The following is a 14,063-nucleotide window of genomic DNA, read 5'->3' on the forward strand; positions in this document are numbered from 1 at the left end:
TCTCCTTACACTCTCGTCTTCACGTGTGAATTGTACGTAATATGACGGCTGCCGGTACAGACACAGGGAGGTGCGGTGGAGCTCAAGACCGTCCGATACGGGATCGACGCAGGTGTGGCCACGGTGACGCTCGACCGACCGGAACGCGGCAACGCCTGGACCGGGAGGATGGAGGCCGAGTACCGCTGGGTGCTCGGTGAGCTGGACCGCTCGCCACACGTGGGCGTCATCGTGCTCACCGGTGCGGGGCAGCGGTTCTGCGTCGGCGCCGATGTGCGCGCGGTCTCGGCCAACGCCGAGGCGGGGGAGTACCGCTCCGGCCGCACCGAGCCGCTCACCCAGCCCGGTGACCCGTCGCACCCGGCCTTCGGCTCGCGCCACGGCTTCCTGCTGTCGCTGTCCAAGCCCGTGGTCGCCGCGGTCAACGGGGCGGCGGCGGGCATCGGGTTCGTGCTGGCCAGCTTCGCCGACGTCCGGTTCGTCGCCGAGGACGCCAAGCTGACGACGTCGACGTCGAAGCTCGGGCTGCCGCCGGAGTTCGCGATCTCCTGGATCCTGCCCCGGCTGGTCGGGGTGACCCGGGCGACGGACCTGTTGTTGCGCAGCGCCGTCATCCGCGGGCGGGAGGCGGTCGAGATCGGCTGGGCGCTGCGCGCGCTGCCCGCCGAGGACGTCCTGCCCGCCGCACTCGCCTACGCCGCCACTCTGGTGGCCTGCAGCGCTCCGTCGTCGATGGCGGCGGTGAAGCAGATGGTGTGGCGGGACCTCGAGCGTTCCCTGTCCGACGCGGACGCCGACGCCCAGCACGCCCTCGAGCGCGCCACCCGCCATCCCGACTTCCGCACCGGCGCGGCCGCCCTGGCCGCCCGGACCGACCCCGACTACTCAGGGCGGTACCGCCCGACCGAGGAGGACCGGTGACCCCCACCCCGCCGTTGCGCACACGCCTGACCGAGCTGCTCGGTGTCGACCATCCGATCATGCTCGCCGGGATGGGCGGCGTGGCCTACGCCGAGCTCGTGGCCGCGGTCAGCGAGGCGGGCGGGTTCGGCACGCTCGGCGCTTCGTTCATGCGTCCGGAGAAGCTGGAGAAGGAGCTCGCGGAGACCCGCGCGCGCACCGCGAAGCCCTTCGGGGTCAACGCCCTGACGGCCGTGGCCGAGGACGTCCGACGGTACACGCCGATGATCACCGCGGGCGGGACCACGCTGTACGTCTCCGGGCTCGGGGTGGACGCGGAGACCGTCGCGACCATGCACGAGGCGGGCCTGCTCGTGGGGAGCCTGTGTGGCAAGGTGCGGCACGCCGTCAAGGCGGTCGAGGCCGGTGTCGACCTGGTGATCGCCACGGGTACGGAGGGTGGTGGCCACACCGGTACGGTCGCCACGATGGCCCTGATCCCCGGTGTGGTCGACGCGGTCGAGGGCCGGGTGCCCGTCGTGGCCGGCGGTGGGATCGTGGACGGCCGCGGGCTGGCCGCGGCGCTGGCCCTCGGGGCGGACGGTGTCTGGGTGGGGACCCGGTTCGCCGCGAGCGTCGAGGCGCGCAGGCTGCGCGGCTTCCACGAGGCCATGATCGCCGCCCGCGAGGACGGCACGGTGATCACCCGGGCGTACTCGGGCAAGACCATGCGGGTTCTGAGGAACGAGTGGACCGACCACTTCGAGGCCCATCCCGAGGAGCTGCGGCCGTTCCCACAGCAGCGGCTCTACGCGATCGAGCAGGCCGTCACCCACCTGGGGGCGCGGGACGACTCCGGCGTGGACCCGGCTCGCGAGGCCTACCTGTGCGGTCAGGCCGTCGGCTCGGTGCACGAGATCCGGACCGCGGCCGAGATCGTCTCGGACATGGCGCACTCCGCGGCGGAGATCCTCGACCGCATCGCACCCGCGAGGACGGTCGACCGTGTCTGAGTGGAACTTCGCGGACGTCTGGGACGTCATCGCCGCCGCGATCCCGGAGCACACCGCGATCGTGCACGGCGACACCCGGTTGAGCTGGGCGGACTTCCACCGCCGCGCCGCGGGCGTCGCCACCGGCCTGGCGCCGGAGTTCGGCGAGGGCACCGTCGCGCTGATGCTCTACAACGGTCCGGAGTACCTGGAGACGCTCTACGCGGCCTTCATGATCGGCGTCGGGCCGGTGAACACGAACTTCCGCTACCGTGCCGACGAGCTGGAGCAGCTCTGGTCGAGCGGGGACGTCCGCGTCGTCGTCTTCGATTCCACGCTGGGCGAGACCGTCGGCGAGGTGCGGACCCGGCTGGGCTCCGTGCGCACCTGGGTCTGTGTCGGGCCCGATGGTCCGGACTGGGCGGTGCCCTACGAGGACTGGGCGGACCGGGACGTGCCGCCACCTGCGGCGAAGCGCAGCGGCGACGATCTCTTCCTCCTCTACACCGGTGGCACCACCGGCCTGCCCAAGGGCGTGATGTGGCGGCAGGACGACATGTTCTGCAATCTCAACGGCCAGGCCCTGCACCGCTATCGCGAGGACACCCCGCTGACCGAGATCCCCGGCCTGCTGCCGGACCCCGCTCCCGTGCACCTCGCGGCCTGTCCGTTGATGCACGGCGCGGGGTCGATCACGTCGATGAGCGCGCTGAGCCAGGGCGGCACCGTCGTGCTGCTCCCGTCCCGCTCGTTCTCGGCGGTGGAGATGCTGGAGACCGTCGAGGCCGAGGGCGTCTGGACGATCGCGATCACCGGGGACGCCATCGCCCGCCCGCTCGTCGAGGCCCTGGAGGCGGACCCGCGCCGTTGGTCGCTGGACACCGTGCGGTACATCGTCTCCAGCGCCGTCGCCTGGTCGACGGAGGTCAAGGAACGGATCCTCGCGCAGGTCCCGGGCCTGCGGCTGGTCGACACCCTCGGCGCCTCGGAGGGTTTCGGCGCGGGTCGGTCGGTCACCCAGAACAGCACCCGCGAGCGGTCCTGCATCGGGGACTTCCTGCCGGGCAGGCACACCGTGGTCCTCGCCGACGACGGCCGCCTCGTCCAGGCGGGCTCCGGTGAGACCGGCGTGCTCGCCGTCGGCGGGCGGCAGCCGCTCGGCTACTACAACGACCCCGAGGCCTCCGCCGAGGTGTGGAAGACGGTCGACGGCGTCCGCTACGCCATCGGCGGGGACATGGCGAAGATCGAGATCGACGGGAGCATCACGCTGCTCGGGCGGGGCTCGTCGAGCATCAACACCGGCGGCGAGAAGGTGTACCCGCACGAGGTCGAGGCGGCGCTGACCGCGCACCCCGGCGTGCGGGACGCGGCCGTCGTCGGGGTGCCGAACGAGCGGTTCGGGCAGGCCGTCAGCGCGTTGGTCGAGCTGACCGGGGACACCCCGCCGGAGACCGAGGAGCTCCGCGCGTTCGTGCGCGCGCGGCTCGCGCCGTACAAGGCCCCCAAGCACATCGCCGTCGTCGACACCGTCCCCCGGCTGGCCAACGGCAAGCTGGCCTACCAGCTGGCGCGCGCCGAGGCGGAGCGCCTGTTCGGAGCGAAGTCGTGAGCGACACCATCCTCACCCACGACGAGGGCGCGGTCCGCGTCGTCACCCTGAACCGCCCGGACCGCGCCAACGCGTGGACCCTTCCGCTGGAGGAGGAGTACTTCGGCGCCCTGCTCGGGGCGGCGCACGACCCGGCGGTCCGGGCGATCGTGGTCACCGGGGCCGGGCGGGCGTTCTGCGCGGGTATGGACGCCGAGGCGCTGAAGGCGGCGTCGAGCGGCGGCTTCGCGAACGCCGGTCGGATCCGGCAGACCCTCCCGCTGTCCCTGCCGAAGCCGGTCGTCGTCGCGATCAACGGTGCGTGCGCCGGCATCGGCCTGGTCGTGAGCCTGATGGGCGACGTGCGGTTCGTCGCCGCGGGCGCCAAGATCACGACCGCGTTCGCCCGCCGCGGGCTGCCCGCCGAGAACGCCGTGGCCTGGCAGCTCGCCCGGCTCGTCGGCGCGGGCACGGCGGCGGACCTGCTGCTCTCCGGCCGGGTCGTGCGCGCCGAGGAGGCCGCCGAGCTGGGGCTGGTCAACCGGGTCGTCGCCCCCGAGGAGCTGCTGTCCACCGCGCTGGCCTACGCCGCGGACATGGCCCAGAACTGCTCACCCGCCGCGATGGCGGACATCAAACGCCAGCTCTACGGCGGGCTGGAGACGGACATCGAGAGCGCCCGCCGTGAGGACAAGCGGCTCGCCGTGGTCGCCCGCTCCCGTCCCGACCTCGCCGAGGGCGTCGCGAGCATGCTGGAGAAGCGGCCGCCCCGGTTCGCCGGGCTGGCCGCCACCGACCTCGTCGCGGACGACTTCCGCGACACGCAGTGAGCTGAGAGGCACCCATGACCGACCCCATCCTCGTCACGCGCGCCGACGGCATCATCACCGTCACCCTGAACCGGCCCGAGACGCACAACGCCTTCGACGAGGTCCTGCACGACGAGTTCCCCCGCCTCATGGCGGACCTCGACGACGACTCCGATGCCCGCGCGGTCGTCCTCACCGGCGCGGGCACGTCGTTCAGTGCCGGTGGCAACCTCGACGACTTCGCCGCCTTCGTCACCGACTTCGACGCCCGGCGCCGTGCCATGCGCCGGGCCAGGCGCCTGGTCGAGGCCATGCTCTCGACCGAGCTGCCGGTCGTGTGCGCCGTCAACGGACCTGCCGTCGGACTCGGCTGCACCCTGGTCACGCTGTGCGACGTCGTGTTCATGGGGGAGTCCGCCTTCCTCGCCGACCCGCACGTGAAGATCGGCCTCGTCGCGGGCGACGGCAGTGCGGTCACCTGGCCCTTCCTCACGAGCCTGCTGAAGGCGAAGGAGTACATCCTCACCGGCGACAAGATCCCCGCGCCGCTCGCCGTCGAGCTCGGCCTGGCCAACCGGGTCGTCCCGGACGCCGACCTGCTCACCGAGGCGACGGCCTTCGCCGCCAGGATCGCGACGCTGCCGCCACAGGCGGTGCGGGACACCAAGTCCACGCTGAACCAGCACCTGCGCGGCGCCATGGTGTCGACCCTGGGCATGGGCCTGGCCGCCGAGAGTCAGTCCCACGACACCGAGGAGTACCAGGCGATCATCCGTCGCTGAGCCGGATGCGCAGCTCGTCTCGCAGCAGCTTCCCGTTGGGGCTCACCGGCAGTGCGTCGACGAACCGCCACACCGTGGGGAGCTTGTGGCGGGCCAGCCGATCGCGCGCCGCGGCCCGCAGCTCCTCCACGGTGGGGGTGGCGCCGGGCCGCGGGACCACGAACGCGGCGACGGTCTGCCCCCACAGCGGGTCCGGCACGCCGATCACGGCGGCGGCCTCGACGTCCGGGTGTGCCACCAGCACCTGCTCCACCTCGACCGGATGGATGTTCTCCCCGCCGCGGATGATCAGGTCGTGCCTGCGGCCCGCCAGGAAGAGGTAGCCGTCGTCGTCGGCGCGCACGATGTCCCCGGTCCGCAGCCAGCCGGCGGCCGCGGTGGTGGACAGGTGCGGGGCCCGCGCGTGCAGCTCGCCGAAGCCCTCGTCGTCGGGATCGACGATCCGGTGGACGACCCCCGGCAGCGGCCGCCCGATCGACCGCAGCAGGTCCTCGCGGCCTCCGGCGGCGGCGCGGTGGTCGTCCGGGGTGAGCGAGGTCAGCGGGCTCCCCTCGGTCTGGCCGAAGATGTTCACGAAGTCCACGCCGGGCAGCGCCGCCATGGCGGCGCGCAACGTCTCCGGGTGGATCGGCGAACCGCCGTAGATCAGCGTCCGCAGGGTGGGCAGGGCGAGCCCGCCACCGCGCAGCAGCATCTCGATCATCGTCGGCACCACGAGCACGTGGGTGGCTCCGAGTTCGCGCAACGTCGGCCACGCGGCGACGGAGAACCGCGGGAACGACGCGACGGCGGCCCCGCGAGCGAGCGCGACGACCGCGTTCCCCACCCCGCCGATGTGATGGAACGGCGAGGCTCCCGCGTAGACCGCACCCGGGCCGAGCCGCAGGGTCGCCCCGCTGACCCGGGTCCGGTGGCCGAGCCCGGCGTCGGTCACGTCGACCCGCTTCGGCATCCCGGTGGTGCCGGACGTGTGCAGGACGAGCACCGGGTCCGCCGTGGCGAGCCGCAGCGCCGACCCGCTCCCGAGGGGGACGACGTCCACCACCTGCAGTCGCCGCCCGGTCGCCGCCGCCACCTCCTCCCCGGTCTCGGCGTGGTCCGGTTCGGCCAGCAGGGCGTGTCCGGGCATCCGTCCGACCATGGCCGCCAGCTCGTCGACGGTGTGCCGGGGCGGCAGCGGCGCGATCGGCCTGCCGACGCAGGCACCGCCCAGGGTGAGCGCCAACGCCGTGGAACGCGCGCTGAGCAACCCGGGCACCGGCTGTCCCCGCTCGCCGAGCTCGGCCAGCAGGTCGGCGGCCCCGGCCGCCCGGTCCCGGAACTCGCCGCCGCTCCACCGGCCACCCCCCGACGGCTCGGTCCCGAACACCGCGGGCTCCTCCGCCCGCTCCTCCAGCACACGGAGGGTCTCCGCCGTCCACGGGGCGACGGCACTGTCACGGACTGCGTTTACAGACGTGGACACGATCGATAGTCTTACGTAGAAATCGACAAGCATCAATGCCGATGTAATGCGAGGTCGCTGTGAACGATGCTCGTTCTCCCGTGCTCGACCGTCCGGACGCCCCCGGCGTCACCGTCGACATCACCCCGTCCCGGCCGGCCGAGCGTCGCGCCGCCCACCACCGCACGCAACGGCTCGTACGCCGCGCGCTCGCGGTCGCGGTACCGATCGCGCTGCTCGCGATCTGGGAGATCGCGGCCCGGGTCGGGCTGCTGGACATGCGGATCTTCCCCGCGCCCACCACCATCGTCGGTCAGGGCATCGACCTGGGGCGAGACGGCCGCCTGCTCGACGACGTGTGGAAGACCCTGAGCCGGGTGCTCGTGGGCTACCCGCTCGGGGCGCTGGCCGGCTTCGTGCTCGGGATCGTCATGGGACTCAGCGCCTATGTCCGCTCGGCGCTGGAGTCCACGCTCAACGGGCTCTACGTCGTCCCGAAGCTCGCACTGCTGCCGGTGTTCCTCTCGATCGTGGGCTTCGGCGAGCCGCCGCTGGTCGCGTTGATCGCCACGACCGTGTTCTTCTTCGTGTGGATCGGCACGATGGAGGCGGTCGCGGCCATCCCGGAGGGGTACCGAGAGGCCGCGCGGTCGTTGGGACTGAGTCGCAGGCGAACGTTCGGTGAGGTCGTCGTCCCCGCGATCCTGCCCGAGGTCTTCGTCGCGCTCCGCGTGGGAATGGGAGTGGCGGTCCTCGTCATCGTCGCCGCGGAGTTCATCGCGACCGACACCGGCCTCGGCTTCCTGATCTTCAACTCCCGGGCACTGCTGATCAACGGCTGGATGTACGTCGGCATCCTCACCGTCGCCGTACTGGGCGTGCTGCTCACCATCCTCGTCGGCGCCGTGGGCCGCCGGCTGACCCCCTGGGTCCGGTCGTCGACCGGCTCCATCACTCGCTAGGAGCACCTGTTGAGACGCTCACGTGCCGCGTTGCTACTGCTCGTGCCCCTGTTGGTGGCGGCCTGCGCCACCGGCGGCGGTACCGCCACCTCGAAGGACTCGGTGGCGGGTGCGCTCACTCCGGAGGCCGGCTGCGAGGGCTACGGCGTCAGCGCCGCCCCGGGCGGGCCGGTCGCGCGATGCGCCCCCGGGGCGCCCGCGCCGAAGCCGCTGGTCCAGCCCGCGACGATCGTGATGAACATGCCGACGGGCTTCGAGTTCGCCGCGCCCTGGTACTGGGCGAAGGAGCACGGCGAGTTCGAGAAGGAGAACCTCACCGTCGAGATCCAGAACCTGCCCTCGGCCGACGCGTACACCCTGACCGCGCAGGGGCGCATCGATTTCGCGTGTTCGGGGCCCAACGCCCCGATGTACAACGCGATCGCACAGGGCTTCGACATCAAGTGGGTCACCGGCTCGATCGCGACGCCGGCGTCGTCGAAGTCCGGCCTGTGGGCGCGCAAGGGCACCTCACTGGCAGACCTGCAGGGCAAGGTGATCGCGTCCGCGGCCGGTCCCGGCTCGGCGAGCCTCTACCCGGTCGACCGCATGCTCACCGCCGCCGGCGGCGGCGACCTGAGCGGGGACACCGTCAAGACGGTCTCCGGGCCGGACATGCAGCAGGCCCTGGAAGCCGGTGCGATCGACGCCGGCATCTTCCTCGACCCGCGCTGGGTCCCTCTGGAGCAGAGTGGGAACTTCGAGTTCCTCGGCAGCACCACGCCGCCGGGGGAGTCGCTGCTCGGCTGCATCGCCGGCCCGTCGTTCTACGCGAAGCGCGACGCGGCGGTGGCGTTCCTGCGCGCGGTCAGCCGCACGGTCAACACGACGTTCGCGGGGGACTACCACGCCGATCCCGCCGTGGTCGCCGACGTCGCGCGGATGATGGGGACCACCCCCGCGGAGCTGGTGAAGACCCCGAGCCCGGTGTTCGACCTGCTGGTGCGCACGAACACGTCCGAGCCGCTCCAGCAGACCTACCGCAAGACGAACGCACTGCAGTACAGCGAGATCCTTCCCGACGACCGGGTCGTCGACCGCACTCTGCTCGAGGAGGCCCACGGTGTCCGGTTCGGCAGCTGAGACCACGGCGGCGCCCGCCGCCCCCACGCGGCTCGCGGCGGTGCGAGCCGAGGGGCTGGAGATGACCTTCGGGGTGGGCGAGCGCGCCGTGCACGCCCTCGGACCGCTGGACCTGGAGGTCGGGGAGGGGGAGTTCGTCTGCCTCGTCGGACCGTCGGGGTGCGGCAAGTCGACGTTCGTGAAGATCGCGGCGGGTCTGCTGGAGCCCACGGCCGGGCGGATGCGCCTGCGGTTCCGGGACGACACCGTCGCGCGCACGGCGACCGTCTTCCAGGACTACGGCATCTTCCCGTGGAAGACCGTCGAGGGGAACGTGCAACTCGCCCTCCGCGCCCGCGGCATTCCCGCCCAGGAGGCCCGCGAGCGCAGCCGGGTGTGGCTGCGCAAGCTCGGGCTGGAGGCCTTCGCGCGGTCCTACCCGCACCAGCTCTCCGGCGGCATGCGGCAGCGTGTCGCGATCGCCAGGGCGCTCGTGGTCGAGCCCGAGCTGTTGCTGATGGACGAGCCGTTCGCCGCCCTCGACGCCCAGCTGCGCGAGATCCTGCAGGAGGAGCTGCTCGCCCTGCACCAGAGCACCGGGGGCACGGTGGTGTTCGTGACGCACTCCCTGGAGGAGGCGATCCTGTTGGGGGACAGGGTGGTCGTGATGTCGCGTAGGCCGGGCACGATCCGGGACGACACCGTGGTGCCGTTCCCACGGCCGCGCGCGTCGGACCTGCGGGAGACCGCCGAGTTCGGGGCCCTGCGGTCGCGGCTGTGGGACCACCTGCGCCGCGAGGTCACCGCGCAGATCGCCGGGACGGAGGCGCGATGAGCGTGCCGGACCCGCGGACGGTGGCGGACCTGTTCCGGGCGCGGGCGGACGACCCGGCGCCCGGCCTGGTGGTCGGCGAGCGGACGTGGTCCTGGAGGGAGGTCGTGGCGGAGTGCGACCGGCGGGCCGAGTGGCTGCGGGAGTGGGGGCCCGGGGGTGGCCGGAACGTCGGGTTGTTGCTGGACAACGGGCCGGACTACCTGTTCTCGCTCGGTGCGGTCGCGTTGTCGGGGCACGTGGCCGTGGCGCTGAACAGCACCCGCAGCTCGATCGAGCTGGCGGGGGACCTCGCGCACACCGACGTCGCGCTCGTGTTCGCGGACCGCCCGTTCACGGCGGACGTGCCGGTGGTCGACGTGGAGACCGCGGACTGGTCGGTCGCGGGCGAGCCGCCGACCGCGCCCCGGACGACCGCGGACGACTTGCTCGTCCTGATGTTCACCTCCGGCTCCACGGCGCGTCCGAAGGCTGTGCGGCACAGCCACCGCCACCTCGTCCGACGGGCCACCGGGCTCGTCGTCGACGCCGGGCTCGACGCCGACTCGACCGTCTACCTCGCCATGCCGATGTTCCACGCCGGCACCATGGCCGGGCTGTTGGTGCCGGCGATCATGGTCGGGGCGACCATCGCGACCCGGCCGCGGTTCTCGGCGTCGAACTTCGCCGTCGACGTGCGGCGGTTCGGCGCGACGCACACCACGTTCGTCGGGCGGACGCTGCACTACATCCTGGCCCAGGACCCGGAGCCGGAGCCGGAGGCAGGCTCGTCGCTGCGGGTGGCGATCGGCAACGGTGCCGCCGACGCGGACATCGCCGCCTTCGCGGCCCGGTTCGGCTGCCGGGTCGTGGACGTCTACGGCACCACCGAGGGCGCGATCAGCTTGCGCCGCGGCCCCGACAACCCGCCCGGCTCACTCGGGATCGCGGTCGCGGGGGACGTCCGGATCCTCGACCCGCGGACGGGGCGCGAGTGCCCGCGGGCCGTGCGCGGGCCCGACGGCGAGTTCGGCACCCTGGGGCCCGAGGTCGGTGAGATGGTCCGGGTCGACGGCCCCGGCAACTTCGAAGGCTACTGGAACAACCCGGAGGCGGACGCGGAGCGGCTGCGCGACGGCCGGTACTGGAGCGGTGACCTCGCCTGGCGGGACGAGGCGGGGAACTTCTACTTCGCCGGGCGGGCCGGTGGCATGGTGCGCGTGGACGGCGAGAACCTGTCCCCGCACCGCATCGAGACGGCCGTCGGCGACCGGCCCGAGGTCGGGGACTGCGTGGTGTTCGCCGTGCCGGACCCCGGCTCCGACGACGCGCTCATGATCGTCCTGACGGCTCCCGGCGGCCTCGATCCCGCGACGTTCTTCGACGGGCTCGTGGCCGAGGGCGCGTTGAGCCGTAAGGAGGTTCCGCGGTTCGTGCGGGTGACCGCGGCGATCCCACGGACCGCCACCCAGAAGCTGCTGGGTCGCGGGCTGCAGGGAGAGCGCTGGCACACCACCGATCCGGTCTGGTGGCGCCCGGACACCCGGGCCGCGTTCCGCCCGCTCACCGCCGCGGACGCCGCCGCGCTCGACGAGGCGATCCGCCGGACCGGCCGCCCGCTCGCGGGCTGAACGAGGCTGAACGAGCCCGACCGCGCCCGACCGCGCCGAACGCGGCCGGATAGGATGGCCGACCACCCAACTGAGGAGCCGAGGTGCCCGCGAGCCGACCCCTGTCCGCCCGCTCGATCATCCTGTCGGCGCTGATGGGTAGCCCGCGGGGGCTGCGCGCGGACCTTCTGGTGCACTTCGCGACCCTGTTCGGAATCGCGGAGGGCACCTCGCGGGTCGCGCTGACCCGGATGTCGCAGAGCGGGGAGATCACCCAGGAGTCCGGTCGCTACAGACTGGCCGGTCGGCTCGACGAGCGTCGTCGCCGCCAGGACGGAAGTCGCTTCGCCGCGGAGGTGGAGTGGTCGGGGGACTGGGAGATGTTCGTGGTCCAGGCCCCGCAGCGGGACCACCAGGCCCGCTACGCACTGCGCGCGGCCGGCAGCCGGCTGCTGCTCGCGGAGTTGCGAGAGGGCGTGTGGATCCGGCCTGCGAACCTCATCCGCGAGCCCGGGTCCGAGGACCTGGCGGTCGTCGCCGCGCAGTGTGAGGCCTTCACCATGCGCCCGCACACGCCGGGCGCCGAGCTCACGGCCCGGCTGTGGCCGTTGGGGGACTGGGCCGCGGCGGCGGTCGCGCTGGAGGCGCGGCTGCGCGCCGGGCTCGCGGACCTTCGCGAGCGCGGCGGCGACGGCCTCGCGGAGGCGTTCGTGCTCTCCGCGGACACCCTTCGCCTGCTGCTCGACGACCCGCTGCTGCCCGCGACCCTGCTCCCACCAGACTGGCCGGGTCCGGCGCTGCGGGCGGCCTTCGAGGAGTTCGACCGGCTCTGGCAGGAGATCTTCCTGAGCTGGGCGCGCGACTTCCGCCGCGCGGCGGTCCGCTAGGCCCTACCTGGCGACCGAGGATCGCTAGCCGATCCCGAGCGAGCGGCCGCCGTCGAGCGACAGCTCGGCCCCCGTCGTCCCCGACGCGTAGTCGCTGAGGAGGTAGGACACGGCGTCGACGATCTCCTCGAGCGTGGTGTGCCTGCCGAGCGGCACCTTCGCGAGGTCCGTCTCCAGGGAGCCGGGGGCGGCGAACAACTGCTCGATCGCCCCGGTGCCTGCGGTGACCCCCGGCGAGACGATGTTGAGCCGGATCCCGCGCCCGCCCCAGGCCGCGGCGAGCGACTTGGTGACCGCCACCACCCCGGCCTTCGCCGCCGCGGACGGCACGGTGTCCGCCCCGCCCGTGTGCGCCTTGCTGCTGCCGATCGACACGACCGCGCCGGGCAGACCGGCCGCGAGCAACCCCCGCGCGAAGACCTGGGTGCAGTGCCACGTGCCGTCGAGCACGATGTCGGTGATCGCCGCCCAGCCGTTGGGGCTCAGCTCCTCCGGGGCGCACCGGAAGTTGCCCGCCGCCGCGTTGACCAGCGCCGTCGGCACCCCGTGGGTGGCCGTGACCTCGGCGAACACCCGCTCGACGTCCGCACGCACCCGGACGTCGAGTGGCAGGGCGTGGACGGCGAGACCCGCGGCCTCGTCGAGCGTCGCGTCGATCCGGTCCTGGTTCCGCCCGAGCACCACGACGGTGCCGCCGAGGCGGGCCAGGCCGAGCGCGATCCCCTTGCCGATCCCCGACGTCCCCCCGGTGACGACGCACACCCGGTCCCGGAACGCGTCCGACGGCAGCATCGCCATCCGATCCCCCTTGTTACGTCACTTATACAGTCGACGACGGGAGTGTAACGTCACGTGTCATGGCTGCTGAGGACGTCGTCGTGGTGGAGGCTTGTCGGTCCGCGATCGGCAAGCGCAAGGGCACACTGGCCGGGGTCGAGGCCCCGGACCTGCTGGGAGACGTCCTGCTCGGGCTGTTCGAGCGCAGCGGGCTGGACCCGCGGCAGGTCGGGCAGGTGGTCGGCGCCTGCGTGAACCAGGTGGGCCAGCAGTCCGGGAACATCACGCGCAACGCGTGGCTCGGCGCGGGGCTCCCGGTGGAGGTGCCCGCGTCGACGGCCCACGCGCAGTGCGGCTCGTCGCAGCAGGCGACCACGCTCGCGCACGGGTTGGTGGCGGGCGGGATCGTGGACGTGGCCGTCGTCGCGGGCGTCGAGTCGATGGACCAGGTGCCGATCAACGCGAGCACGGACCCGACCTACGGCACCGGTCGCAACGCGCGCTACCGCGAGCACTGGGAGGTCACTACCCAGTTCGAGGGCGCCGAACGGATCGCCAAGCAGTGGGGGCTGACCCGGGAGGACCTCGACGCCTACGCCCTGCGCGCCCAGCAGCGCGCCGCCGAGTCCGTGGCGGACGGCCGGTTCGTCGACCAGATCGTCCCGATCGAGGTGGCCGACGGCGAGGGCGGCACCACCGTCTTCGCCATGGACGAGGCGCTGCGCGCCACCACCGCCGAGGGCCTGGCGAAGCTCAAGCCGAACCTCCCCGACCGCGCGGGCGGCGGCAAGCACACCGCCGCCACCTCGTCCCAGATCTCCGACGGTGCCTCCGCCCTGCTGCTCATGACCGAGCGCAAGGCGTCGGCGCTCGGGCTCACGCCACGCGCCCGGCTGGTCGGTTCCGCGCTCGTCGGCAGCGACCCGGTACTGATGCTGACCGGCCCGATCCCGGCTACCGAGAAGGTGCTCGCCGACACCGGGCTGAAGATCGACGACATCGACGTCTTCGAGGTCAACGAGGCCTTCGCCGCCGTGGTCCTGGCCTGGCAGAAGGAGTTCGGCGTCGACGGCGACAAGGTCAACATCGACGGCGGCGCCATCCCGTTCGGTCACCCGCTCGGCGCCTCGGGCGGCATCCTGCTCACCCGCGCCCTGAACCAGCTCGAGCGCACCGGCGGCCGCTACGGCCTGGTCAGCATGTGCTGCGGCGGCGGCCTCGGTACCGCCACGGTGCTCGAGCGGCTCTGACTCCGCGACGAGAACCACCGAGAACCAGCCGCTTCCCGGCCCACCCGCAGAACCTCTTGTACGTCGGCGGCAGAGTGTCTTGCCCTGAAACGAGGCGCTCCAGGTCGAGGGTCAAGCCCGTTCCAAGCAGAACTCGACGACCTCGGT

At 72.8% G+C, this 14,063-nt stretch carries 13 protein-coding genes and 1 pseudogene; 11 read left to right on the plus strand and 3 right to left on the minus strand.

The annotated features are described in order from the left end of the window. Nucleotides 1-75 precede the first annotated feature (75 nt). The 5 genes from AB0B41_RS05025 to AB0B41_RS05045 are packed head-to-tail and all read left to right on the plus strand — an operon-like array spanning nt 76 to nt 5,074. The gene (locus tag AB0B41_RS05025; protein ID WP_358199071.1) at nt 76-921 is read left to right on the plus strand and encodes an enoyl-CoA hydratase-related protein; all 846 of its coding nucleotides are present in this window, start codon (nt 76-78) and stop codon (nt 919-921) included. Further along, on the plus strand, nt 918-1,913 hold the full coding sequence (locus tag AB0B41_RS05030) for a nitronate monooxygenase family protein (RefSeq protein ID WP_358199073.1): 996 nt from the start codon (nt 918-920) through the stop codon (nt 1,911-1,913). The genes AB0B41_RS05025 and AB0B41_RS05030 overlap by 4 nt, the downstream gene beginning before the upstream one ends. Beyond that, a complete protein-coding gene (locus tag AB0B41_RS05035; RefSeq protein ID WP_358199075.1) occupies nt 1,906-3,504 on the plus strand; it encodes an AMP-binding protein in 1,599 nt (532 codons plus the stop codon). Before AB0B41_RS05030 ends, AB0B41_RS05035 begins: the two co-directional genes overlap by 8 nt. Then, nucleotides 3,501-4,313 (plus strand): enoyl-CoA hydratase-related protein, encoded by an 813-nt coding sequence (locus tag AB0B41_RS05040; RefSeq protein WP_358199078.1) that lies wholly within the window; start codon nt 3,501-3,503, stop codon nt 4,311-4,313. The genes AB0B41_RS05035 and AB0B41_RS05040 overlap by 4 nt, the downstream gene beginning before the upstream one ends. A gap of 14 nt (nt 4,314-4,327) precedes the next feature. Beyond that, nucleotides 4,328-5,074, plus strand: coding sequence for an enoyl-CoA hydratase/isomerase family protein (locus AB0B41_RS05045; RefSeq protein WP_358199080.1), 747 nt, complete (start codon nt 4,328-4,330; stop codon nt 5,072-5,074). Here the strand turns inward: AB0B41_RS05045 and AB0B41_RS05050 are convergent. Beyond that, entirely contained in the window at nt 5,061-5,417 is a 357-nt protein-coding gene (locus AB0B41_RS05050; protein ID WP_358199221.1) for a hypothetical protein, read from the minus strand. The genes AB0B41_RS05045 and AB0B41_RS05050 overlap by 14 nt on opposite strands. A gap of 102 nt (nt 5,418-5,519) precedes the next feature. Further along, a pseudogene (locus AB0B41_RS05055) lies at nt 5,520-6,407 on the minus strand (AMP-binding protein); the annotation flags it as partial. A 212-nt stretch (nt 6,408-6,619) separates the two neighbouring features. Here AB0B41_RS05055 and AB0B41_RS05060 point away from each other — a divergent pair. The 5 genes from AB0B41_RS05060 to AB0B41_RS05080 all read left to right on the plus strand — a co-directional run bounded on the left by AB0B41_RS05060 (nt 6,620) and on the right by AB0B41_RS05080 (nt 11,889). After that, nucleotides 6,620-7,480 (plus strand): ABC transporter permease, encoded by an 861-nt coding sequence (locus AB0B41_RS05060; protein ID WP_358199082.1) that lies wholly within the window; start codon nt 6,620-6,622, stop codon nt 7,478-7,480. Between the two features lie 9 nt (nt 7,481-7,489). After that, nucleotides 7,490-8,602, plus strand: a complete 1,113-nt coding sequence (locus AB0B41_RS05065) for an ABC transporter substrate-binding protein (RefSeq protein ID WP_358199085.1) — start codon at nt 7,490-7,492, stop codon at nt 8,600-8,602. Next, nucleotides 8,583-9,416 (plus strand): ABC transporter ATP-binding protein, encoded by an 834-nt coding sequence (locus tag AB0B41_RS05070; RefSeq protein WP_358199087.1) that lies wholly within the window; start codon nt 8,583-8,585, stop codon nt 9,414-9,416. The genes AB0B41_RS05065 and AB0B41_RS05070 overlap by 20 nt, the downstream gene beginning before the upstream one ends. Then, nucleotides 9,413-11,023 (plus strand): AMP-binding protein, encoded by a 1,611-nt coding sequence (locus AB0B41_RS05075; protein ID WP_358199089.1) that lies wholly within the window; start codon nt 9,413-9,415, stop codon nt 11,021-11,023. The genes AB0B41_RS05070 and AB0B41_RS05075 overlap by 4 nt, the downstream gene beginning before the upstream one ends. A gap of 83 nt (nt 11,024-11,106) precedes the next feature. Next, a complete protein-coding gene (locus AB0B41_RS05080) occupies nt 11,107-11,889 on the plus strand; it encodes a PaaX family transcriptional regulator C-terminal domain-containing protein (protein ID WP_358199091.1) in 783 nt (260 codons plus the stop codon). 24 nt (nt 11,890-11,913) lie between these two features. Here AB0B41_RS05080 and AB0B41_RS05085 read toward each other — a convergent pair whose 3' ends face one another. Further along, the gene (locus AB0B41_RS05085; protein WP_358199093.1) at nt 11,914-12,687 is read right to left on the minus strand and encodes an SDR family oxidoreductase; all 774 of its coding nucleotides are present in this window, start codon (nt 12,685-12,687) and stop codon (nt 11,914-11,916) included. Nucleotides 12,688-12,746: 59 nt separating this feature from the next. Between AB0B41_RS05085 and AB0B41_RS05090 the strand changes: the two genes are divergently transcribed. Then, entirely contained in the window at nt 12,747-13,916 is a 1,170-nt protein-coding gene (locus AB0B41_RS05090; protein WP_358199096.1) for an acetyl-CoA C-acyltransferase, read from the plus strand. The last annotated feature ends 147 nt before the right edge of the window (nt 13,917-14,063 follow it).

It is taken from the genome of Pseudonocardia sp. NPDC049154, from assembly GCF_040648315.1.
In the GTDB taxonomy this organism is placed as follows: Bacteria; Actinomycetota; Actinomycetes; order Mycobacteriales; family Pseudonocardiaceae; genus Pseudonocardia.